The organism is Exiguobacterium sp. s89 (assembly GCF_018617735.1).
Taxonomy (GTDB): Bacteria; Bacillota; Bacilli; order Exiguobacteriales; family Exiguobacteriaceae; genus Exiguobacterium; species Exiguobacterium marinum.
Genome location: NZ_JACSKS010000001.1, coordinates 400,076 through 419,408 on the forward strand (window position 1 = coordinate 400,076; position 19,333 = coordinate 419,408).

Genomic DNA, 19,333 nt, shown 5'->3' on the forward strand with positions numbered 1-19,333 from the left:
GAAATCCTCTGCCGGATGTTTTTGCACTAAAGAATCGGACTGAGGAGACGGGACACACTCTCCTTAAAGCGAATCAAGCGAGTCCTTGACTCATATCGTTCAATCGTCAAGCGCTCGGCATTCGATTCGTCTCGTTCGAACGCATCGATGACGGATTGTGCGACATCTCGATCAAAGACGAGCGCTGAGATTTCAAAATTGAGACGGAAGCTTCTAGCATCGATATTCGTCGTCCCAATTGAGGCGACTTCTCCATCGATGACGAGCGTCTTCGCATGGAGGAACCCTTCCTCGTACGTAAAGACCTCTGCCCCATAACGCACAAGCTCTGCCGCGTTCGCATAAGTCGCCCAATAGACAAACATATGGTCGGGCTTGTTCGGAATCATCAGTTTGATTTTGGTACCTGTCATGAGCGCGATGCGACAGGCATCGAGGAAACTCGCATCTGGAATGAAGTAAGGCGTCTGGATATAAATACATTCTTTCGATTGCGTGATCATTTTGACGAGCATATTCTTTAAATGCTCCGTCGACGAGTTCGGACCCGATGTCACGATTTGAACGGGGGACGCGTGATGAGTGATCCCTTCCGACGGCCAAATGAAGTCGTCTTTTTGTGCCTTCGTTCGCGTCGGGACAGAGCGATTCCAATCCAAGATAAAGCGATCTAACAACTCTTTGACAGCATCACCGGAGATCCGTAAATGGACGTCCCGCCAATAACCGAAATGTTCATCCTTGCCGAGATATTCATCCCCGACATTGAATCCCCCGATATAGCCGAGTTCACCGTCGATGGTACAAAGCTTTCGGTGATTTCGATTATTGACGCGGAAATTGATGCCGAGTTTTGACGGGAAGAAGGATTTGACTTCCCCACCGTGAGAGAGTAAGTCCTTGAAGTGCTTGTGTCTAAGTCCCCTCGATCCGACAGCATCATAAAGGAGTCGGATGCGTACCCCTTGTTTCGCCTTCTCCGTTAACAGGCGGATTAATGCCTGCCCGAGTGGATCGTTTTGGATGATGTAATATTGAATATTGACTTCTTTCGTCGCTCGTTCGATGTCTTGAAACAGCTGATCAAATTTTTCAGTTCCGTCGTGCAGGACGCTGATATCGTTGTGAAAAGACATCAACGCATTCGTTGACACGAGATTCAGACGAGCGAGCCGCCGATATTTCAAAAGGAGCGGGTGATCGAACGGTGCGAGAGAACGGTCGAGTTGATCGAGTTGTTCTTCGACATGGTGATGATACGCTTCGCGTTTTTCTTCTTCCACTTCATAAAAATTATGAGATTTGATCAGTCGGCCAAAGAAGATATAAACGAAGAAGCCGATCAGTGGTAAGAAGAAAAGGACGAGTAGCCACGCCCATGTCGTCCCGATGTCTCGTCTCTCGAAAAAGATGATGGTGATGGCGAACGTGAGATTAAGTAGTAAGATGAGCCATGTCAATATGACGATGATGAGTCCGATAGTCACTTCCATCGTATCCCTCCCTTTCTTTCAATTCTTACCCGAAATCGGGCAATGTTAGCAAATGTTTTTCGTGATTTGGGTATACATTTAATGAAGAAGTGAAGAAACGGGGGGAGCATATGGAAGACATGATGATTGGATTCAGCCTACTTGTCCTCATCGGGGCACTTTCGCAGTTACTCGCTTGGCGTTTTGACTTCCCAGCCATCTTGATTATGACGGTTGCCGGGATTTTGGTCGGACCGATTTTCGGTTGGTTAGAACCAGGTCAGATATTAGGGGACCTATATAGCCCGCTCATCTCGATCGCGGTGGCGCTCATCCTGTTTGAAGGAAGCCTCAGTCTTGAATTCAGAGAGATTGATGATTTGCGAAAATCGATTTTTCGTCTCGTCACGGTCGGTGTGTTCGTTTCCTTTATTTTGACGTCGGTGTTACTGATTATGGTCGGCGATTTTCATTGGTTGCCGGCGTTCACGCTCGGTGCGATCTTCGTCGTGACCGGACCAACCGTCATCATCCCGTTACTACGGCAAGCCAACTTATCCGCACGTCCGGCCAAAGTCTTGAAATGGGAAGGCATCATTGTCGACCCGCTCGGCGCCTTGATGGGATTATTCGTCGTCCGAGTCGGTTTCATCTTCTATCAAAATGACGGGCTCGCGAGCCACTTGCCATTCTTTTGGTCCTGTATCGTCGCCGTTGCCTTCGGGATCACTGTCGGACATCTATTGATTCGTTTGTTCGGGAATGAGAAAGTCCCTGAATATTTAAGAACAACCCTCACGTTCTCCGGGGTCCTTCTCGTATATTCAATCAGCGAATGGGTCATGAGCGAAGTCGGGCTATTGGCTGTGACGGCCATGGGATTGACGATGGCAAATTCTAAGCATGGACATATGCATATCCTGAAACAGCTTCGTGAGTTCAAAGAGAACATTTCCATCTTACTCGTGTCGACCGTCTTCATCATTTTGACGGCGAGTTTGACACGTGATAGCTTGCTCGCCATTCTCGACTGGCCGCTCCTCTTGTCGATTGTTGGGATCTTATTCTTGATCCGACCGATCTCGGTACGGACGTCGCTCCTCGGTTCCCCGTTATCGATGCAAGAGCGGGCGCTCATCAGTTGGATTGCCCCTCGTGGAATCGTCGCCATGACGGTGACCGGTTTTTTTGCCCAAGAAATCGCCGAACTGGGAATTGAAGACGCGGAGCGGATGTTACCGATCACACTCGGTTTAGTCGTGACGTCTGTCGCCTTGCATGGATTGACGATTAAGCCACTCGCGAAGCGACTCGGACTGACGAAAGTGAAGAATCCTTGGGAGAAGGGTTAAACAAAAAAAGACACCGCCCGATGGCAGTGTCCTTGATTAGCTTGAATTAGTTCAAGACTTTGATTGTAATTGACTTGCGACCGAAGTTGAGCGCTTGCTCTTGTGTCGGCATCAAGATATCGATCTTATTCCCTTTGATGGCACCACCAGTATCTCCTGCGATGGCTGTACCGTATCCTTCAACCCATACTTTAGAGCCGAGCGGAATGACAGAAGGGTCGACCGCGATGACTTTTTGGTTCGGGTTCGAACGAACGTCGATACCTGTCGCTGTGATACCAGAACATCCAGCACAGTATGGTGTATAAGCTGTTGCTTCAACAGTCATCGTCTTACCTGAAGCCGGAGCTTGGGTTTGCGTTGTAGACGATGCTGTTTTAGTGACAGGCTTAGATGTTGAAGTCTTTGGTGCTGATGTCTTCGCATCGTTTGCTACTGACGCAGCTGCTGCACCTTTCACGGCAAACTGTTGCCCTGGGAAAATAAGATCTGAATTAAGACCATTCCAAGTCATCAATTGATTGACAGAGATCCCGTTGTTTAATGCGATACGATAAAGTGTATCTCCTGATTTAACTGTATACGTTTTTGATGCAGTAGCAGCTTTTGCTTCTGCCTTTCCAAGTTTCAAGACTTGGTTCGGATAAATCATATTTGAGTTTAAGCCGTTCGCTTGTTTGATGTCATTTACAGAGACGTTGTTGTTCACGGCGATACGATAGAGTGTATCTCCAGACTGAACTGTGTGTGTTGATGCTGCCGAAGCTGGAGCAGCGACTCCTAAACTAAGGCCAGCGAGTGCCGTTAGTGTCAATAGTGGTTTTTTCATAAGAATATTCCTCCCTTTTCTAACGCCCCCTTACTGTAACACCTATATGTTTCACTGCGATTACAGGACGATATGAGAGTGTTATCAGTTCATTTACAGAACAATTCGCGAGGATGAGAGGTTTCAGAAAATTGTTTTAATCTATTAGAACGGCTTTGTAAAGCCATTTTAAGATATAATGAAGAGAGAAATAAGGAGGTTTTGGTCTTTGGAACTATTACTGCTGTATTACATTGTGACTAATTTACTAGCCTTTGTGTCATTTTTTGTCGATAAACGACGGTCTCGCGTCGGGGCTTGGCGTATTTCGGAGCGTACGTTATTGACGATGACTTGGGTTGGTGGAGCTTTTGGAGCGTATTTGGCGATGCGGATCTTTCGCCACAAGACGCTGAAGCCTACATTCCGGATTGGGGTACCTGTCGCCATCCTCGTTCATGCCGCATTTACAGGATGGTTAATCTTTTAGGCGTTATATAGAAGAAACTTGATTGCGCCTATTACTGATTGGCGATGAGAAATGTCGGATTTGTCCCACTTTATTCTCGTTTTAAAGTGTTTCTCCGTGAACAATCGAAACAAAATGTCGGGAAATTATCAAAATGAGGGGGCATCACTTTTGAGGAGTATCGAGATGATTCATCACGGACCATTGACATTAAGGGTAACCGATGGCTTCACTGTTCTTTTGTGTGAGTTTGGGACGTCCGTGATTCGGGTGAACGGAGTGAGCCTCAACCTTAATTCGAGAGAAGCCGTTCTCTTGGCATCAGGACAAAGTGTCATGTTGGAGAAGATCAAGGAATCGTCGCGGTTGAGGTTACTCGAGTTTGATCCGATTGATTTGTTCCATCCCGATCTGGCGAGACGATATGTAACACCACATCTCACTTCGGAAAAATCCATACATATTTTAAAACAGGAACAGGGACATCACGCGATCATTCAAACGATTGAACGCGCCCTTCAACATTCTCAAGCGGACGGACCGCTCGCATTAATGGATGCGACACTGCAGTGTACGGTCATCTGGCGTTATTGGATTCAGCAAGAGAGTCAAGGGATGAAGGATGAGAAGAAACGGGAGAGCCTTCGTCACATGCTCGCTTATATCGACGCTCACATAGAAGACAGGCCTACGTTAGCCCAAATCGCTCATGCGGGCAATGTGAGTCGAAGTGAATGCTCTCGCTTGTTTGGATCCTTTGGAGACATATCTCCCATTGCGTATGTACAGATGAAACGAATGGAACGAGCTGCCACGCTGTTAGAAGATTTGAACGAAAGCATCGCGGACATCGCCAATCGTTTCGGATACGCCAGCATCAGTCACTTCGTCCAGACGTTTAAAGCACATCACACAATCACCCCGCTCACCTATCGAAAACAGTACAAAAAGAAAGGAGCCGATTGAATTCGGCTCTTTTCTTTTATCTTGCCGTCCAACCACCGTCGACTTTCAACACATCCCCGTTCACGAAGCTTGAATCGTCTGATGCTAAGAAGAGAGCGACACTCGCGATTTGCTCGGGTTCTCCCATCGGGGCTTCCCCAGCCCCTTGAATGGCCCGCATCCCGAGTTCGCTCGGTGCCGTGATCGTTGCACCGATGTTCGTGTTGACGCCACCCGGTGCGATGGCGTTTGCCCGAATCTTACCGAGCGTTCCATGTGTCGCCGCAATGTTTTTCGTTAAACCGATTAACGCATGTTTTGATGCGACATACGCTGCACCACCGCGAGTGCCGAACAATCCTCCGACAGACGCGTTGTTGATGATGACGCCACCATGATCTTGTTTTTCCATCACTTGGATAGCGGTACGTGCTAGTTTCATCGGACCGGTCAAATTGACAGCAAGGACTCGGTCCCATAGTTCATCCGTCACCTCACCCACCGTCATGAAGTTATCCATGATTCCCGCATTATTGACGAGAATGTCGACCGCGCCGAACGTATCCTTCGTCGTGTCAATGAGTCGGTCGATATCCGACTGATTTGTCACGTTACCAACAATCCCGACGACATCCCCGCCTCCCGTCTTGATCTCTTCGACGACCACCTGAATACCATCTTCATTCAAATCGAAGGCGACGATCCGGGCGCCCTCTTTCGCAAACAGTTTGGCGATGGCTCGCCCCATACCCGAACCTGCGCCAGTGATGATTGCCGTTTTCCCCGAAAGCTTCATTCATCATTCCTCCTTTGAAGGTCAGAACGTACATGATGCGTGATGACAGAGATTTGCCTGTCACTATGTTATACCCGCATTTGTCAGCAACCCCATTCAGAAACATAGAAAATTTTCTTCAATTGATTTCCAACTATCTTTATAATTGAATGGAAACCACTTCATTGTATAGAGGAGAGATGACGTGAGACAATTTCAAGTCACGATTCATGGCCAAGGTGATCCCGTATTATTCCTTCCCGGTGGGGGCTTCACTGGATCGCAAGGATTACAGTTCGTTGAAGCCCTACATAAAAAATCTGAAGTCCATCTCTTAGATTTACCGGGATTTGGTGAAAGTGAGGGGCTACATACATACGCCACATCCAAAGTACTAGCGGACTGGGTCGAGTCGTATCGAATCTCTCGAAAACTTGATGCTGTTCGATTAATCGGTCATTCGATGGGGGGCGCGATTGCTCTCGCCTACGCGGTCCATTATCCCGACCGAGTCAGGCGCTTAATACTACTCGACCAAGGTCATAAACCGAATGCTGTGCTCCCATATCGTGAATACGGCATCTTCGGCTTCACCTTCCCGCTTTTGCGACTACTGTATCACTGCTCTCCACAACATCTTTTAAACTGGTTTGAAGCTCGCATGAACAAGAGTGACTCCACGTTTTCTGAAGAGCGGTTCCAAGTGTTCTGTCGACGGATCGGGGTTGAACCGACCGCAAACGTTCGAACAGCTTTCGAGCGTCCGGCACGTCTGTCGTCCGGTGGATTACATTTGTCGTTCGGATACGATGGACTGAACTTTAAGGAATTGTTACAACGCGTCCAAGTCCCGACACAACTGTATTATGCGGATTTCACGGGAATTGATTTGAAGGAGGCGAAGCGGACGCTTTATCATGTCAAACGAGCGGAACGACAACTTCATCCCTCTGTACAATTGATTGCCGTACCAGGCGGACACTTCGTTCAGTGGAGCCGTCATTTCTCGATGGGAAACGTCGAGCGATTCCTACATTCGTAAAAAGGACAGCGGAGCAGAATCCGCTGTCTTTTCGTCATGATGTCCAATTGTGGTGGATGAGCCATTCGTGAAGTTGATGCTGTAGCTCAGGATGGAGCGGCTCCCTGAGTTGTGAACGATATTGTTTTTTCACGTCCAAAATACTCATCTCACCGTCGAAATGTTTCAACATATGGTCCATATCCTTAATCTTCTGTACCTCGATATGTTCCGCGTGAAGTGCGTCGAGCTCGTCTAGATGCTGGACGTCCGTTTGAACGTCCCGGTCCCCTGTCAGTGCGAGCGTCGGAATGTTCAACTGAACCAATCGTTCCCGAAACGACTCGTTTGTGTAAGCAAGATGCTCCCGTAACCATTTGGCAGGAAATTTCATCAGCTGGATCCGCATCGTATCTTGATTCGTTGCTGTGACGCGCTCGAACAGTTTTTGTTGTTTCCCGATGACCGACTTCTCGTTCAAGCTAAGTCGAAGCAGCTTGCCCTTGATTCCTTTCGTACGTTTCACTTCTTCGAGCAAAGCATATGCCTGTTCCTGCATGCTCGTCTTCAAGGCGACACCGGCACCGGACAACAGGATGAGACCGGAAACGGATTCACGTTCGGCCGCGAGCGTTGCGACGATGCATCCTTCACTATGACCGAGCAATAAAATGTCTTGTGAGACATGGTCATGAGATTTCAGATAACGTACGATAGCCGTCACGTCATCAACGAGTCCTGTCAGACCGACGCTACTTCGATTGCCGCCACTCTTGCCAACCCCACGTTTGTCATAGCGTAACGTGACGAATCCTTGTGTCGACAGCCATTCTGCTAAGTCTTTATACACATTCGACTTGAATCCGATCCCGTTTCCGTCCCGGTTCAATCCTCCCGTACCGCCGATGAGGACGATGGCTGGAAAGTTCGACTGATTCTTATTGGGTGACGTGAGGGTAGCAGCAATCGTTGTTTCTCCTTGAATCAATACCTCTTCTTGTTTATACATCTTCCGCTTCATCCTTTTCTCCGATCGGCATGACGGCATAGGAGAATTTTCGTAACGTCCGTTCTTCTGACGGTTCATGTTCGAGCATACTTTTTAATAGATCATAGAGACCTTTTAAGAATCGATCACTTTCAGAATCGGACAGATAAAGCGGGATACTTCGGAATCCAACTTTGTCTTTCTGAAGGTCAATCGAGTCGCGCTTCAGATAGTTCCCAAAATCCATGAGCAGTGACATCGTGAATGTATAACAGACCATGTACAGTTGTTCGCGGTCCTCTTCCTCCACAATCTTGTTGATGCTGGTCAACGGGTTGTTTTGAATCGCGTACACCTTCTCATACACCCCGCGTACTTTGTTCTCGCTGACGACGGATAAGATTTCATCTTGTACCATCTTGTTGATATGGCGATAGAGGCTCGCCTGCGGTACATCAGGAAGTACTTTTGCCAAATCAGCGGTCGTCACTCCTTCATTCATCAGAACATGTTGAAAGATTTTCATGCGAATCGGGTTCAACAGGCTTTTTAAAACGTCTTGGTCCATCATCTTCACCTCATTATTATCATATTTAATAATATTATTACTTATGATAATATCATGCGCCTGAATAGATGTCTATCTGTATCCAAAAAGTCATCAAGTTTGTGGTTACACTATCGTGAGGTGATGCATCTTCAAAAACACCATTAAAAAATCCTTCTCATTTTCCATAGAAAACAAAAAGGATGTGATTTATTACTTCTTTTCAACGACACCTCGAACAATCGCGAAGAATAGACGGTTCGGAAGATAGCGCTTGAGCGCAATCAATAACCCTGCCTGTTTACCCGATGGATAACGGAGTCGTTTCTTCCCTTCGGTCGCAGCGCGCCAAATCGTCTCGGCGACGACATCAGGTCCTTCGGCGTTCGCACCAGCGGCATTCGTGTTATGGAGTGCGACCTCTGTATAGTCATCATATACATCGAGCGGTTGGTCACGGACGAGTTCTTGGGAGCGACCGTAAAAGTCTGTCTTAATCGGCCCTGGTTCAATCAATTTCATCTCGATATTGAATGGTGCCAACTCGAACTGAAGTGATTCAATGAATCCTTCAATCGCCCATTTTGAACTGTGATACAAGCTATAGATTGGGAATGTGATCTGGCCACCGACTGAAGAGACGGTCACAATCCGTCCGCTCCGCTGTTTGCGGAAATACGGGAGGGATGCCCGAATCACGTTCATGACACCGAAAACGTTCGTATCAAACTGTCGCTGAATCTGTTCCGGCGAGGCTTCTTCGAAAATCCCGACCGCGCCGTACCCGGCATTATTCAATAACACATCGATTGTTCCGTGATCCGAGACGATTTGTTTAAAGGCGTCACGTATACTCGTCTCGTTCGTCACATCTAGCTGATAGAGGGACACCCCTTTCGGATTAGACAACTCTTGATGATTTTCAGGTTGTCGCATCGTCGCAGCGACAGTCCGGCCTCGTTTGCTGAACAGTTCTACCGTTGCCCGGCCGATTCCGCTCGATGCTCCTGTGCTGACAATGGTTTGTTTCTGATTCATGTTCATTCCCTTTTAATGTTTATATGTTTAAACTTTTAAACGTATTGGTGGAAAAGAAGCCTTTCTCTCTGTTTCCAAAAAGAAAGGTCAAAGGATGCATTCGTCTTCGATTGCTCGTGTCAGTGCCTTCAGCAGTCCGACCGCGTCCTCGAGCGTCAGGAAGTAAAAGTTCTCTGTCCCGACTTTCTCGGATGAGACGATACCCGCTTGTCGCAACAGTTTAAGATGATGCGAGATGGCCGGTCGAGACAACTCGATCTTTTCATCAATCTGATTGACGTTCAAGCGCTCATGTCTGGCGATCTCGACGATGATGCGTTGCCGATTGACGTCGGCTAATACTTGGAACAGTGGGATCGCATCTTCAAATAAAGAAAGCGATACTTCGGGTGTAGCATCTGGTTGCTTCATATTCATCACTCCGTTTAAAAGTTTAAACGTTTAATCATATCTTCAGAATACTAGGTGATCCGCCTTCTGTCAACGAAGTTGTTCGTACACTTCTCGAAGAATACTTGAAATCATATGTCTAGAATCATAATCTCGCTTGGAGATTTGGACGAGCGGCGACGGATCAGGGAAGAGATGGGCGTTGATATCGTCAATCGTATAGCCCGCAGCCGTTTTCGTGATCACGTCATCGGTCAAGCGTTCTAGGTAGTCAAGCTTTTTAGTCAATTGCGCCCTACCCTGTTTACCCTGTTCTAGACGCCCTGCATGCTGGCAGAACACTTCCTCAAAATCGAGGGACAGGACACGCTTGAGCGAACGAATCTGTTCAGGGACCGACTCCTCTGGAATCATGACCTTTGGATACGGATGAACGAACAAATCGCCTGAAAACAGTCGACCGTTCTCCTCATCATATAAGACGACGTGATTCGGTTCATGACCAGGTGTATGAATCACCTGATAGGTATGATGTTCTGACGTGATCTGATTGTCGTGATAGGCGATTGGCTGAAACGGTTCCGGGTCACCGGAGAAGAGCGCCCGGTAATCCGGGATGTCTAGTCCCGTTCGGCACAGTTCCAACGCGGATTCACGTATGTAAATCGGAACACCGTATGTTCGTTCAAGCCAGGCCGCGGTTCCGATATGGTCTTCGTGAGGGTGTGTGATACTGACAAGGTCGATCGGGACCGACTCATAAAACGATTGGAGAGCCGGGAGCATCGTGCGCGTCCCCGTATCGATGATCATCCCATCGATGTAATACACATACATCGACATTTCGAATGGACCGTTCTTTACTTTGGCACTAACGGCCGTCACCGGTCCATGTTGTTTCACTTCCATAAGGCTTCCCTCCTGTATCGTGTTTTTTATATTATAACGAAAAAAAGCAAAGACCTGCAGACATTTCACAGTTCTTTGCCCCCTTGTTTCACTTATAGTTCTTCCCCATTCGTTGCGATGACCCGCTTATACCAGTCGAACGAGTCTTTCTTCATCCGCTCCATCGATCCGTTCCCTTCATTGTCACGGTCGACGTAAATCATCCCGTATCGCTTCTTCATCTCGCCTGTCGTGAACGAGACGATGTCGATAATGCCCCAAGGTGTGTACCCAATCAAGTCGACCCCGTCATAGAGGACGGCTTGCTTCAATTGTTCGATATGGGCCTTCAAATAATCGATTCGGGATGCGTCATGAATCTTCCCATCGACGATCTCATCAACGGCACCGAATCCGTTCTCAACGATGAAGAGCGGGATTTGATAGCGATCATACAGACGATTGAGCACATAACGGAGACCGACCGGATCGATGGCCCAGCCCCAGTCACTCGACTGGATATACGGATTCTCGACACCATTCGGCAGACCACCGTTGACGATATCTCCGCTGTTGTCCGCGACGACGTCACTCTTCACGGTCGTCGACATATAGTAGCTAAAGCCGAGATAATCGACTTTCCCGTTCTGTAAAACCTCTTCGTCCCCTTCAAGGATCGGAATGTTGTATCCTTCGCGCTCGAACTCGTTCAATGCGTAACTCGGATAGAACCCACGTACTTGTACGTCCGGGAAGAAATAGCGTTGGCGCATCATCTCTTCGGCGAGCATGACGTCGTCCGGGTTCGATGAATACGGGTAGATCGGAACGTGAGAGACCATCGCCCCAATCTCGAAGTTCGGATTAATGGCTTTCCCTTTGGCGACGGCGAGGGCGCTCGCAATCAGTTCGTGGTGTCCCGTCTGATACATGACTTCACGGGCGTTCTCCCCTTCCTCTAGAAGAACACCGGAATTCGTCCATAAGAAAAGCGGGTTGTTGACGTCCATCTTGTTGTTGATCTCGTTGAACGTCATCCAGTATTTGACCTTATTTTTGTAGCGATCGAAGCAGACCTCCGCAAAGCGGACGAAATGCTCGACGACTTCACGATTTCGGAATCCTCCGTATTCACGGGCAAGGTGGAGCGGCATCTCGAAATGAGAGAGTGTGATGATCGGTTCGATGTCATGTTTGAGTAGCTCATCGAACAAGTCGTCATAAAATTGGAGACCCGCCTCGTTCGGCTCCGTGTCATCCCCGTTCGGGAAAATCCGGCTCCATCCAATCGAGGTGCGTAGGCATTTCAATCCCATCTCGGCGAAGAGCGCCACATCTTCTTTATAACGATGATAGAAATCGATCGCTTCATGGTTTGGATAGAACTCGTTCGGCTCTACCTTGTCTGTGATGCGACGCGCGACACCGTGTGCGCCTGATGTCAAGACATCGACGACGCTCGGTCCTTTTCCGTCAGCGTCCCAACCACCCTCGAATTGGTGAGCGGCAAGCGCGCCTCCCCATAAAAAATCTTTTGGTAACGTCTTCATCCTCTATTCCTCCTTCTGATGAATCATACATGTCAAGTATAATTGTGCCGGTACAATTTAACAAGGTCGATACACTTAAACTGTTTTGTTTTTTCATGATATAATCAAATAAGTGACGAAAAAGTGAGGAATGACTATGTTAAAATATCAACAGATTGCGAATGAAATGGAACAATACATTAACGAACAGAATTTAAAACAAGGCGATAAGTTACCTGTCCTTGAGCAGATGATGAGTCAATATGCAGTGAGCAAGAGCACCATCACGAAAGCGTTGGAACTGCTCGAACGAAAAGGCATCATCTTTCAACTTCGTGGAAGCGGCATTTTCGTCAGACGACATAATCGACCTGGCTATATGAGCCTCTTCTCGACCCAAGGGTTCAAGAGCAATCTCGGAGACCGCGTCTTGACGTCTGATGTGATTGATGTGTCCGTCGTGAAGCCAGACGCTACGGTTGCGGAAAATCTCGGAATAAACGCGACTGACGATGTGTACCGGGTCGAACGGGTAAGATATGTGGACGGGGAAGTGCTTTGTCATGAAGAATCGTATTATGTAAAAGCCATCGTCCCTTATTTGAATCGCGAGATTGTGGGCGACTCTATTTTCGATTATGTCCAAAGTGCGCTCGCTGTCACAATTGGTTTTTCTGACATGTATCTACAGGTCGGGCGATTGACGGACGTGGAAGCGGGCCACCTCGGATTGCAAGAAAATGATCCAACGCTTCGCATCGAAACGATCTTTCATCTGACGAACGGGAAGCCTTTCGACTATTCACGGATCACCCACCACTACGCACATTCGCAGTTCGTCATTCAGGCGAACGGACCGTATATGTGAAGAAACCCCTCATGCGTGCATGAGGGGTTGTTTGTCGCGAGATGAATATCACTTCACGACCGGGAGATTGACTTGTTCGACCCAATCGTCAATGAACCGACGTTGATGTTGATGTAATCGTGGTAGGTTTTCTCTTGAGAAAAATCGATGTTCGTGACTTTCGTCTGTCAATTGAGCGATTTCTCCTGAGAATGAATGGGTGTAAAAGATGACTTGAACACTATAGACGCGATCACCGTTTTCATAAGTGGCATATCCCTCATCACCGGAATAGATTCCGAACAGTTTCAAATTCTTCGAGAGTTTGTCGTGGAATTAAAAGGATTTTACCATGCTCTTTAACGGAATATTCAGATATTTTTAGACAAAAGAAAAATGCCCGTTCATTGAACGAGCATCCACAATTCTCTACCTTCATCTTCTTCGTCGAACAACCATTCTTCAAATCCATACACGCGAATATCTTGATCACTACAAATGTCCCATTTATTCATAAACGTTTTCTCATGAGAAATCGGGATCCATTTTTGATGGGATGAATCACGCCGCATGAACGTTTGTAACACCTCTTCATCTTGAAACACGAGAAGCTCAGAGTTCCAAAGTGTAGGAAGATCTAGCAGCACGACGACTCGCATTCGTTCATCCACGCGTTGTTTCGTTAGACGCGTCGCTTGATCGAGCAGAGTATGAATGATTGTCTGTTTGATTTGGGCATTGTGTTGAATATCCAGTAAAAAGGTTTGTTCGACCGGAATCTTGGTATTCCAATAACCATTATGAAACTCAGTTGGAAAATCATGATGGGTCCTTTGCATATTTCGCTGAAGACGACTTAATTTCCGTTTCAGACCTCGCACTTTCCGTTGTCTTATTTCAGGATCGACTCGACTTGCTTCATATGGTGTCGGTCATGCTCGATGAATTCTCCGATAATCACATATAGTGAATATGGGACACCTTGATGCGGATCATGTGAGACGCCATTCGCTGTCGTTTTATAAGTCAGCGCCTCTTCACTTAAGGACTCGATCATCGTGACGAGCGTTCGTCGCCCGCGCGTTAAACGAGTCAAAGTCAGGGAATATCATTCCTTCCCCGTTCTTCACCGATGGGATAATGACATTCAACAGATGATTGTCCCAATGGACGATATGTAAGATGATTTGCTTTATGGACCACTTCTCAGAGTCGATCTGTTTAGTCCAATCAGATTCACTTAGCTTTTCTAACGACTTGAGCCATTCTGTGTACGATGCGAATTCTTGAAGGACTTGCATCAAATCCCCTCCCCGTTTTCTTCAAATTACAGCGATTATAGCATGAACCATCCATTGAGAATCATCAAAAAAACGGCACCGTTCGTCATGAACGATGCCGTGCGTATCTCTATAACCAGACTGGTAATGAGAAGAAAACTAAGAACAATACGGTCAAGACACCGACGACCGGACTGAGTGACCGGTAGCCCTTCTTGAACAAAACAATCATCGTGTATGCGATGAACCCGAGACCGATCCCATCGACGATGGAATACGTGAACGGAATCATGATGATGACGAGAATTGCCGGGAAGGCATGCTCCCAGTTATCGAGAGGCAAATGCTTCACGTTTTGGAACATCATCATGCCGATGATAATCAACACCGGTGCAATCGCCGTCACAGGGATGATTGCAAAGAGTGGTAACAATATGAGCGATACCACATACAATCCAGACGTGACGAATGAAGCAATCCCGCCTCGTGCACCGACCGAGATCCCGGCAGCCACTTCGACTGTTGAGACAGTTGGGCTTGACCCGAACATGGCCCCGGCCATCGTCGACAAACCTTGTGCGACGAGACCTTTCGGCGCCTCTTCTTCTTTGCCGATTGCCCGTGTCTGATTCTGGATCAAGCTGATGTTTTCAATCAACAAGACGAGCGTCAGTACACCGACCGCGACCAAGAAGAGAGGAGACGCAGATTCCGCGAACGAGATGTTTCCGAATACCGTGCCGAATGACTCGAAGAATGGTGTCAATGCGAAGCTTCCCGTCCATTCTAGTGTTCCCATCACGGCACTAAGTCCGACACCGAAACCGATCGTCCAAAGGAAGCTGCTCGGTCCCATCTTCAAGAACAGCAAGATGGCGACGAAGAGTGATAAAAAGGCCACCTGGACGTTACGCTCACCGAGGTCACCGATGTGGAGCAATGCCCCACCCCCGCCTGAGACGATTCCAGCCGCCTCGAGACCAATCAAGATGAGGAAGAGGCCGAGACCGACCGTCAATCCGTCATGAATGATTGGTGGAAAGGCGTTCGCCAATTTCCTCGCCACTTTGGTCACCGTCAACAATACGACGAGTAAACCTGAGACGAACGAGACGGCGAGCGCACTTTGCCAGCTCAAGTCCATCTGCAAGACGAGCGTGTACGTGAAGAGCGCGTTAATCCCCATCCCCGGTAACAAGAGCAGCGGAAGATTGAAGAATCCCGCAATCAACGTCCCGATGATGCTTGTCAAAATCGCTCCGACGAGCGCCCCTTCGAACGGGAGTCCGGCTTGTGTCAAAATTGCCGCATGCACGGCCGGGATGTATGCTGTCGCCAGGAAGTTCAGCACGCCCCCGTATGTTTCTGTTTTCCATTCTGTTTGTTTTGCCATAGGAATCAATCCTTTATTGGCACCCTCACCCACCCGTGTATACACACGAAATTGATTATATCCTGTCAGACATCTAACAAGCAAGAGCGATTCGACTCAATTCCTTCTTTGGACCCATTCATGAGACCAATTCCATCAAAAGATTCATTTTGAAAAACAAGAACGTTTGTTCTTATTTTTAACGTCATTTTACGAACAAATCTGTTATAATGAAGGGGCAGGTTAACGCAGCAATAGTGGGGTCAGCCGCCAAGTCCACAATGGAGGAAGGCGGTGGTGCGGATGGAACAACTTTGGACCTGGGTTGGAGATTATGTCATGATCCCAATCCTCGCTCCGATCATCGTTCACTTGGTGATTCACCGAACATCCGATCGTGCAACGTCTGAACGCACAAAAAAATGACCCCCTCGGCGCAATGAGATGGGTCACTTTCTGATTCACTAACCATTGTGGCGGCTGGGACCACTCTTAAAGTGGGAGCCTGTAAGCCAGAGGTCGGTGTGTCGAGCACCGGTCTCTTTCTACTTGCATCATACCATACTTTATCCGCGTTTTCAGTAAGAGAAACATCATTTGACACGAAAATCACAAATAATTCAAACGCTCAGGAAACTTTATCCTGAGCGTTTTTCTTTGAGTTCGTTATAACGAGAGAACCAGACGAGCATCTCGTCCGCTTCTTCTTTTGGAATGTCGTCAATTGTCTCGATGGACAAGAATCCTCCTCGAGTCGAGAATTGAACCGTACAAAGTCCGAACCGACGTTGCAAGAGCGATTGCTTCAATTGAATCTGTTCGATTCGCGGTTTGTCCGTCAAGAACGATTGGACGTTGAATGCTCCAGTCCGTAACTGAATGAATTGATCTTTGCGGACATACTTAGTTGTGACGTAACTGAGCACGCGTCCTCCGATGATAATGGTCCATAACAGGAGGAGCCACCATGCGTAATCTCGGAAGAAGTAGAGCACGAGTCCTGATAGGATGAAGCCGAACCAGCTGATTCGTAGTAGTTTGATTCCTAACGCCCGTCTCGGGAGTCGATGCAATTCATCCGACCATGTGAAATACGCAAAGTGTTCACGTAGGACGCGCATCGCCCGGTCACGCCGCACGAACGGGAGAATCGTCGACGACTCGTCCTTCAATTCATCCATCGTCCCTGCTGCCACGAGTTCGACTCCGACGATGTGGAACCAGCGACGGATGAACGTCTCCTTGATGCGAATCGCTTGAATCTTCTCATATGGGATCTCTTTCGCACTCCGGTTCAACAATCCTTTTTCGACACGAATGCGCTCGCCTCTCCGCTCGAGCCGGAAGTTCCCATACTTCAAGAAGTTGATGACCATGCCGATCACGACCGATAGCATCAACACCCCGATGACGAGAAGACCGATGACGATGATGGACGCACGGATGACATAATCTTCGACCTGATTGAACGCCCCATCCAAGTTGATGAAGTCGTCAATCGACGAGATGATTGTCGAGGCGACAGGGAAGATGGCGAAGACAGAGAGCGATGTGACGGAAGCCAACACGATTTCGCGCGTCGACAAGGCGTATAACAGACGGCTTGGTAACGGCTCTGACTGTTCAGGTGTCGCATCCGACTCTTCAGAATCGCCTTCGGTTTGTGCATTCTGTTTCCGATGACGAACTTGCTCGAGAATCTCTTCAAGTCGTTTGGCTTCGGTCGGAAAGACACCAGCCAGTTTGAATGATGCATCGTCACTGTTGGCATTCGTATCGAACGTCAATTCCACGACACCAAGCAATCGATAGAGGAACGGGCTGTTGGAATGGACGCTTTGAATTTTATAAAGCGGAAGCGACTTTTCTTTTTTCAACCAGTTCCCTTCGATGACATAGACGGTCTTTTCATCGAGTGCATATCGGAAGTTTAACCACCCAAAGAACTTTTGGACAATGTCGAGTAATAGAAAGAGTAGGATGCCGACTCGGATGATGATGCCGAAAGTCGATTCCCAGTCGTTGTTAAGCACAAAGAGTAAGACGATTGGAATGGCGAACGACTTGATGACTTCGAGAATACGCAGCACCAAAACGCGACTCGGGAGTCGATGCCATGTTAACGCGGTCTCGGTCATACGACATCCTCCTCTTCAATACGTGCATAGATGGCAATCTGCTCACGGAGTGTTTTCGCGAATGACTCTTCAATCGCATAGATTTCGTGAGAACCGGCCGCTGTTCCGATGGTGATGGTCTGTAACCCGTATTTACGTAGAAGCGGTCCTTGTTCCGCATGAACATATTGGACCTTCGTCATCGGGATGAGTACGTCATGTGTCGTGATGATCCCATGATGAATCCGGATCTCAAGTGGCTGGACATCATACGTGAATCGTTCCTGTTTCCACTTTTGGAACCAGATGATATCAATCAAGCTATAGACGACATCGATGACAAGCAGCACGATAAAGCCAATCTGTAGCCAAGTCGGCCAGTCGAACCAGTATGATGCGACAACGAGAGCTCCAGTGATGAGGAGACCGATGATATAAAAAATCGCGCTCGATAATCGAAAGACCGCCCGTGCCTCGATCGGAAGCGTTCCGCTGATTCGTTGTGGTGTGACACCTTCTTCTGATGTCGGTGTTGTTTCTGACATGGTGAATCCCCCTATCGTTCATATGTATCTGTCTCTATTGTATACGTGTTTCTTCTCGAAAAGTTTCAGGATTCGGTCGGGAATGTACTTAAGCGTTCATATAACTCATCAAATATAGACTGATCCTCTACTTCTCAACTTTTGACGAATGAGGTTCTCTGCCTCTTTCATACACGCTAAATCTGACTCAAAAGACTTTACTTGTACCTTTCCAATCGTCCCTATTTTTCCGTAGTTTACAGCATACTCATCGCCATCAACTAAGATGTTCCAATACTTCGTAACCTGCTCAAACGACCGTTTGATCATTCAAATCCCCTCCCGTCCTAAAGTTTTATGGAGTAAGATGATTGTACCTCGGATGAATCAGAAAAAACGAACCTTTTAATCGGTTCGTTTCCTTCGTATTTCGTAATTTCTCTCGAGTGTGATGATGGATAATAGCTTTACTTCGGCTCGTAGCGGAATCGTGCGATTTTTTCGTTCGCTCTCGCATAGAGTGTTTCCATTGAAAATCGACTCGGTCGAGAAAGATCTTTGGCGTATACGGCTTCAATCGTTTTGTCGATGTAGTCATTTTCTTCTTGAAGATATTCCATGAGTAACATTTTATAGTCTTCAGAAGTCGCTTCCTTCTGTTTCAATCCATTCAGTTCATCAAGGTATATATCATTTTCTGCTTTGAATCCTTCTAGCTCTTCGACTGCCCCTGCCACGTCTACCGTATCCATCGGTAAACTTGATAACATTAACATTTTTATTTGATGATTTTGAGCATCTGCGAGAATGGTTCCGGCATCAAATGAGATAACTGGTCGAGGATCAATTTCTTCAGTAGAGGATGTCGCACCACAACCAATCAAAGACATCATTATGGCGGTCATCAGGAAGAGTGTTACTAAAATCCTGTTCATAGGCATCCCCCTTCAAAATCAAGTCATAAAGGCAAC

At 47.5% G+C, this 19,333-nt stretch carries 23 protein-coding genes; 6 read left to right on the plus strand and 17 right to left on the minus strand.

Features of this window, described 5'->3' with window-relative positions; all coding sequences use genetic code 11:
• Positions 1 to 26: 26 nt before the first annotated feature.
• Positions 27 to 1,493, minus strand: coding sequence for a cardiolipin synthase (gene cls, locus KNO96_RS02060; protein WP_214702018.1), 1,467 nt, complete (start codon positions 1,491 to 1,493; stop codon positions 27 to 29).
• Positions 1,494 to 1,603: 110 nt separating this feature from the next.
• Between cls and KNO96_RS02065 the strand changes: the two genes are divergently transcribed.
• Entirely contained in the window at positions 1,604 to 2,824 is a 1,221-nt protein-coding gene (locus tag KNO96_RS02065; protein WP_214702019.1) for a cation:proton antiporter, read from the plus strand.
• Between the two features lie 46 nt (positions 2,825 to 2,870).
• Here KNO96_RS02065 and KNO96_RS02070 read toward each other — a convergent pair whose 3' ends face one another.
• Positions 2,871 to 3,653 (minus strand): LysM peptidoglycan-binding and 3D domain-containing protein, encoded by a 783-nt coding sequence (locus tag KNO96_RS02070; protein WP_026825971.1) that lies wholly within the window; start codon positions 3,651 to 3,653, stop codon positions 2,871 to 2,873.
• A 208-nt stretch (positions 3,654 to 3,861) separates the two neighbouring features.
• Here KNO96_RS02070 and KNO96_RS02075 point away from each other — a divergent pair, with 208 nt between their 5' ends.
• Together KNO96_RS02075 and KNO96_RS02080 are read left to right on the plus strand one after the other, a co-directional pair.
• A complete protein-coding gene (locus KNO96_RS02075) occupies positions 3,862 to 4,122 on the plus strand; it encodes a DUF1294 domain-containing protein (RefSeq protein WP_214702020.1) in 261 nt (86 codons plus the stop codon).
• A 165-nt stretch (positions 4,123 to 4,287) separates the two neighbouring features.
• Positions 4,288 to 5,067, plus strand: a complete 780-nt coding sequence (locus KNO96_RS02080; RefSeq protein WP_215187695.1) for a helix-turn-helix transcriptional regulator — start codon at positions 4,288 to 4,290, stop codon at positions 5,065 to 5,067.
• Between the two features lie 16 nt (positions 5,068 to 5,083).
• Here the strand turns inward: KNO96_RS02080 and KNO96_RS02085 are convergent, their stop codons facing one another.
• Positions 5,084 to 5,842, minus strand: coding sequence for a glucose 1-dehydrogenase (locus KNO96_RS02085; protein WP_214702022.1), 759 nt, complete (start codon positions 5,840 to 5,842; stop codon positions 5,084 to 5,086).
• A 184-nt stretch (positions 5,843 to 6,026) separates the two neighbouring features.
• On the opposite strand from KNO96_RS02085, the gene KNO96_RS02090 reads away from it, so the two are divergent.
• Positions 6,027 to 6,863: an alpha/beta hydrolase gene (locus KNO96_RS02090; RefSeq protein WP_214702023.1), complete on the plus strand. Its 837-nt coding sequence runs from the start codon at positions 6,027 to 6,029 to the stop codon at positions 6,861 to 6,863.
• A 34-nt stretch (positions 6,864 to 6,897) separates the two neighbouring features.
• Here the strand turns inward: KNO96_RS02090 and KNO96_RS02095 are convergent, their stop codons facing one another.
• From KNO96_RS02095 to bglA, 6 genes are all read right to left on the minus strand, one after another.
• Positions 6,898 to 7,851, minus strand: coding sequence for an alpha/beta hydrolase (locus KNO96_RS02095; protein ID WP_214702024.1), 954 nt, complete (start codon positions 7,849 to 7,851; stop codon positions 6,898 to 6,900).
• A complete protein-coding gene (locus KNO96_RS02100) occupies positions 7,844 to 8,398 on the minus strand; it encodes a helix-turn-helix domain-containing protein (RefSeq protein WP_214702025.1) in 555 nt (184 codons plus the stop codon). The genes KNO96_RS02095 and KNO96_RS02100 overlap by 8 nt, the downstream gene beginning before the upstream one ends.
• Before the next feature lie 192 nt (positions 8,399 to 8,590).
• Positions 8,591 to 9,415, minus strand: coding sequence for an SDR family oxidoreductase (locus KNO96_RS02105; RefSeq protein ID WP_214702026.1), 825 nt, complete (start codon positions 9,413 to 9,415; stop codon positions 8,591 to 8,593).
• Positions 9,416 to 9,502: 87 nt separating this feature from the next.
• On the minus strand, positions 9,503 to 9,826 hold the full coding sequence (locus tag KNO96_RS02110; RefSeq protein WP_214702027.1) for an ArsR/SmtB family transcription factor: 324 nt from the start codon (positions 9,824 to 9,826) through the stop codon (positions 9,503 to 9,505).
• Between the two features lie 69 nt (positions 9,827 to 9,895).
• Entirely contained in the window at positions 9,896 to 10,714 is an 819-nt protein-coding gene (locus KNO96_RS02115; RefSeq protein WP_214702028.1) for an MBL fold metallo-hydrolase, read from the minus strand.
• Positions 10,715 to 10,806: 92 nt separating this feature from the next.
• Positions 10,807 to 12,243 (minus strand): 6-phospho-beta-glucosidase, encoded by a 1,437-nt coding sequence (gene bglA / locus KNO96_RS02120; RefSeq protein WP_214702029.1) that lies wholly within the window; start codon positions 12,241 to 12,243, stop codon positions 10,807 to 10,809.
• 136 nt (positions 12,244 to 12,379) lie between these two features.
• On the opposite strand from bglA, the gene KNO96_RS02125 reads away from it, so the two are divergent.
• Positions 12,380 to 13,090, plus strand: coding sequence for a GntR family transcriptional regulator (locus tag KNO96_RS02125; RefSeq protein ID WP_214702030.1), 711 nt, complete (start codon positions 12,380 to 12,382; stop codon positions 13,088 to 13,090).
• Positions 13,091 to 13,473: 383 nt separating this feature from the next.
• Here KNO96_RS02125 and KNO96_RS02130 read toward each other — a convergent pair whose 3' ends face one another.
• The 4 genes from KNO96_RS02130 to KNO96_RS02140 all read right to left on the minus strand — a co-directional run bounded on the left by KNO96_RS02130 (position 13,474) and on the right by KNO96_RS02140 (position 15,742).
• A complete protein-coding gene (locus KNO96_RS02130) occupies positions 13,474 to 13,908 on the minus strand; it encodes a DUF3916 domain-containing protein (protein WP_214702032.1) in 435 nt (144 codons plus the stop codon).
• Positions 13,909 to 13,961: 53 nt separating this feature from the next.
• Positions 13,962 to 14,126: a hypothetical protein gene (locus KNO96_RS14315; protein ID WP_251125016.1), complete on the minus strand. Its 165-nt coding sequence runs from the start codon at positions 14,124 to 14,126 to the stop codon at positions 13,962 to 13,964.
• A complete protein-coding gene (locus KNO96_RS14320) occupies positions 14,107 to 14,370 on the minus strand; it encodes a DinB family protein (protein ID WP_251125015.1) in 264 nt (87 codons plus the stop codon). Before KNO96_RS14320 ends, KNO96_RS14315 begins: the two co-directional genes overlap by 20 nt.
• A gap of 109 nt (positions 14,371 to 14,479) precedes the next feature.
• Entirely contained in the window at positions 14,480 to 15,742 is a 1,263-nt protein-coding gene (locus KNO96_RS02140) for an NCS2 family permease (RefSeq protein WP_214702034.1), read from the minus strand.
• Between the two features lie 282 nt (positions 15,743 to 16,024).
• On the opposite strand from KNO96_RS02140, the gene KNO96_RS14395 reads away from it, so the two are divergent.
• Positions 16,025 to 16,147 carry a hypothetical protein gene (locus KNO96_RS14395; RefSeq protein ID WP_255349577.1) on the plus strand — a complete coding sequence of 41 codons (123 nt, stop codon included), beginning with the start codon at positions 16,025 to 16,027 and terminating at the stop codon, positions 16,145 to 16,147.
• A 212-nt stretch (positions 16,148 to 16,359) separates the two neighbouring features.
• On the opposite strand, the gene KNO96_RS02145 is transcribed toward KNO96_RS14395, so the two are convergent.
• The 4 genes from KNO96_RS02145 to KNO96_RS02160 form a co-directional block, all read right to left on the minus strand.
• Positions 16,360 to 17,859: a PH domain-containing protein gene (locus tag KNO96_RS02145; protein WP_214702036.1), complete on the minus strand. Its 1,500-nt coding sequence runs from the start codon at positions 17,857 to 17,859 to the stop codon at positions 16,360 to 16,362.
• A complete protein-coding gene (locus KNO96_RS02150; protein WP_214702037.1) occupies positions 17,856 to 18,383 on the minus strand; it encodes a PH domain-containing protein in 528 nt (175 codons plus the stop codon). The genes KNO96_RS02145 and KNO96_RS02150 overlap by 4 nt, the downstream gene beginning before the upstream one ends.
• A 108-nt stretch (positions 18,384 to 18,491) precedes the next feature.
• On the minus strand, positions 18,492 to 18,692 hold the full coding sequence (locus tag KNO96_RS02155; protein ID WP_214702040.1) for a WGR domain-containing protein: 201 nt from the start codon (positions 18,690 to 18,692) through the stop codon (positions 18,492 to 18,494).
• Between the two features lie 137 nt (positions 18,693 to 18,829).
• Complete coding sequence (locus tag KNO96_RS02160; RefSeq protein ID WP_214702042.1) at positions 18,830 to 19,297, minus strand: hypothetical protein; 468 nt, start codon at positions 19,295 to 19,297, stop codon at positions 18,830 to 18,832.
• Positions 19,298 to 19,333: the final 36 nt, after the last annotated feature.

Bases quoted from the DNA above. Each gene is read 5' to 3' on its own strand.
- KNO96_RS14315 (WP_251125016.1), bottom strand. From the start codon at position 14,126: ATGATCGAGTCCTTAAGTGAAGAGGCGCTGACTTATAAAACGACAGCG.
- KNO96_RS02125 (WP_214702030.1), top strand. From the start codon at position 12,380: ATGTTAAAATATCAACAGATTGCGAATGAAATGGAACAATACATTAAC.
- KNO96_RS02155 (WP_214702040.1), bottom strand. From the start codon at position 18,692: ATGATCAAACGGTCGTTTGAGCAGGTTACGAAGTATTGGAACATCTTA.
- KNO96_RS14320 (WP_251125015.1), bottom strand. From the start codon at position 14,370: ATGCAAGTCCTTCAAGAATTCGCATCGTACACAGAATGGCTCAAGTCG.
- KNO96_RS02095 (WP_214702024.1), bottom strand. From the start codon at position 7,851: ATGTATAAACAAGAAGAGGTATTGATTCAAGGAGAAACAACGATTGCT.
- KNO96_RS02145 (WP_214702036.1), bottom strand. From the start codon at position 17,859: ATGACCGAGACCGCGTTAACATGGCATCGACTCCCGAGTCGCGTTTTG.
- KNO96_RS02105 (WP_214702026.1), bottom strand. From the start codon at position 9,415: ATGAATCAGAAACAAACCATTGTCAGCACAGGAGCATCGAGCGGAATC.
- KNO96_RS02070 (WP_026825971.1), bottom strand. From the start codon at position 3,653: ATGAAAAAACCACTATTGACACTAACGGCACTCGCTGGCCTTAGTTTA.
- KNO96_RS02110 (WP_214702027.1), bottom strand. From the start codon at position 9,826: ATGAAGCAACCAGATGCTACACCCGAAGTATCGCTTTCTTTATTTGAA.
- KNO96_RS02150 (WP_214702037.1), bottom strand. From the start codon at position 18,383: ATGTCAGAAACAACACCGACATCAGAAGAAGGTGTCACACCACAACGA.
- KNO96_RS02065 (WP_214702019.1), top strand. From the start codon at position 1,604: ATGGAAGACATGATGATTGGATTCAGCCTACTTGTCCTCATCGGGGCA.
- KNO96_RS02160 (WP_214702042.1), bottom strand. From the start codon at position 19,297: ATGAACAGGATTTTAGTAACACTCTTCCTGATGACCGCCATAATGATG.
- bglA (WP_214702029.1), bottom strand. From the start codon at position 12,243: ATGAAGACGTTACCAAAAGATTTTTTATGGGGAGGCGCGCTTGCCGCT.
- KNO96_RS02085 (WP_214702022.1), bottom strand. From the start codon at position 5,842: ATGAAGCTTTCGGGGAAAACGGCAATCATCACTGGCGCAGGTTCGGGT.
- KNO96_RS02115 (WP_214702028.1), bottom strand. From the start codon at position 10,714: ATGGAAGTGAAACAACATGGACCGGTGACGGCCGTTAGTGCCAAAGTA.
- KNO96_RS02140 (WP_214702034.1), bottom strand. From the start codon at position 15,742: ATGGCAAAACAAACAGAATGGAAAACAGAAACATACGGGGGCGTGCTG.
- KNO96_RS14395 (WP_255349577.1), top strand. From the start codon at position 16,025: ATGGAACAACTTTGGACCTGGGTTGGAGATTATGTCATGATCCCAATC.
- KNO96_RS02080 (WP_215187695.1), top strand. From the start codon at position 4,288: ATGATTCATCACGGACCATTGACATTAAGGGTAACCGATGGCTTCACT.
- KNO96_RS02100 (WP_214702025.1), bottom strand. From the start codon at position 8,398: ATGGACCAAGACGTTTTAAAAAGCCTGTTGAACCCGATTCGCATGAAA.
- KNO96_RS02130 (WP_214702032.1), bottom strand. From the start codon at position 13,908: ATGCAAAGGACCCATCATGATTTTCCAACTGAGTTTCATAATGGTTAT.
- cls (WP_214702018.1), bottom strand. From the start codon at position 1,493: ATGGAAGTGACTATCGGACTCATCATCGTCATATTGACATGGCTCATC.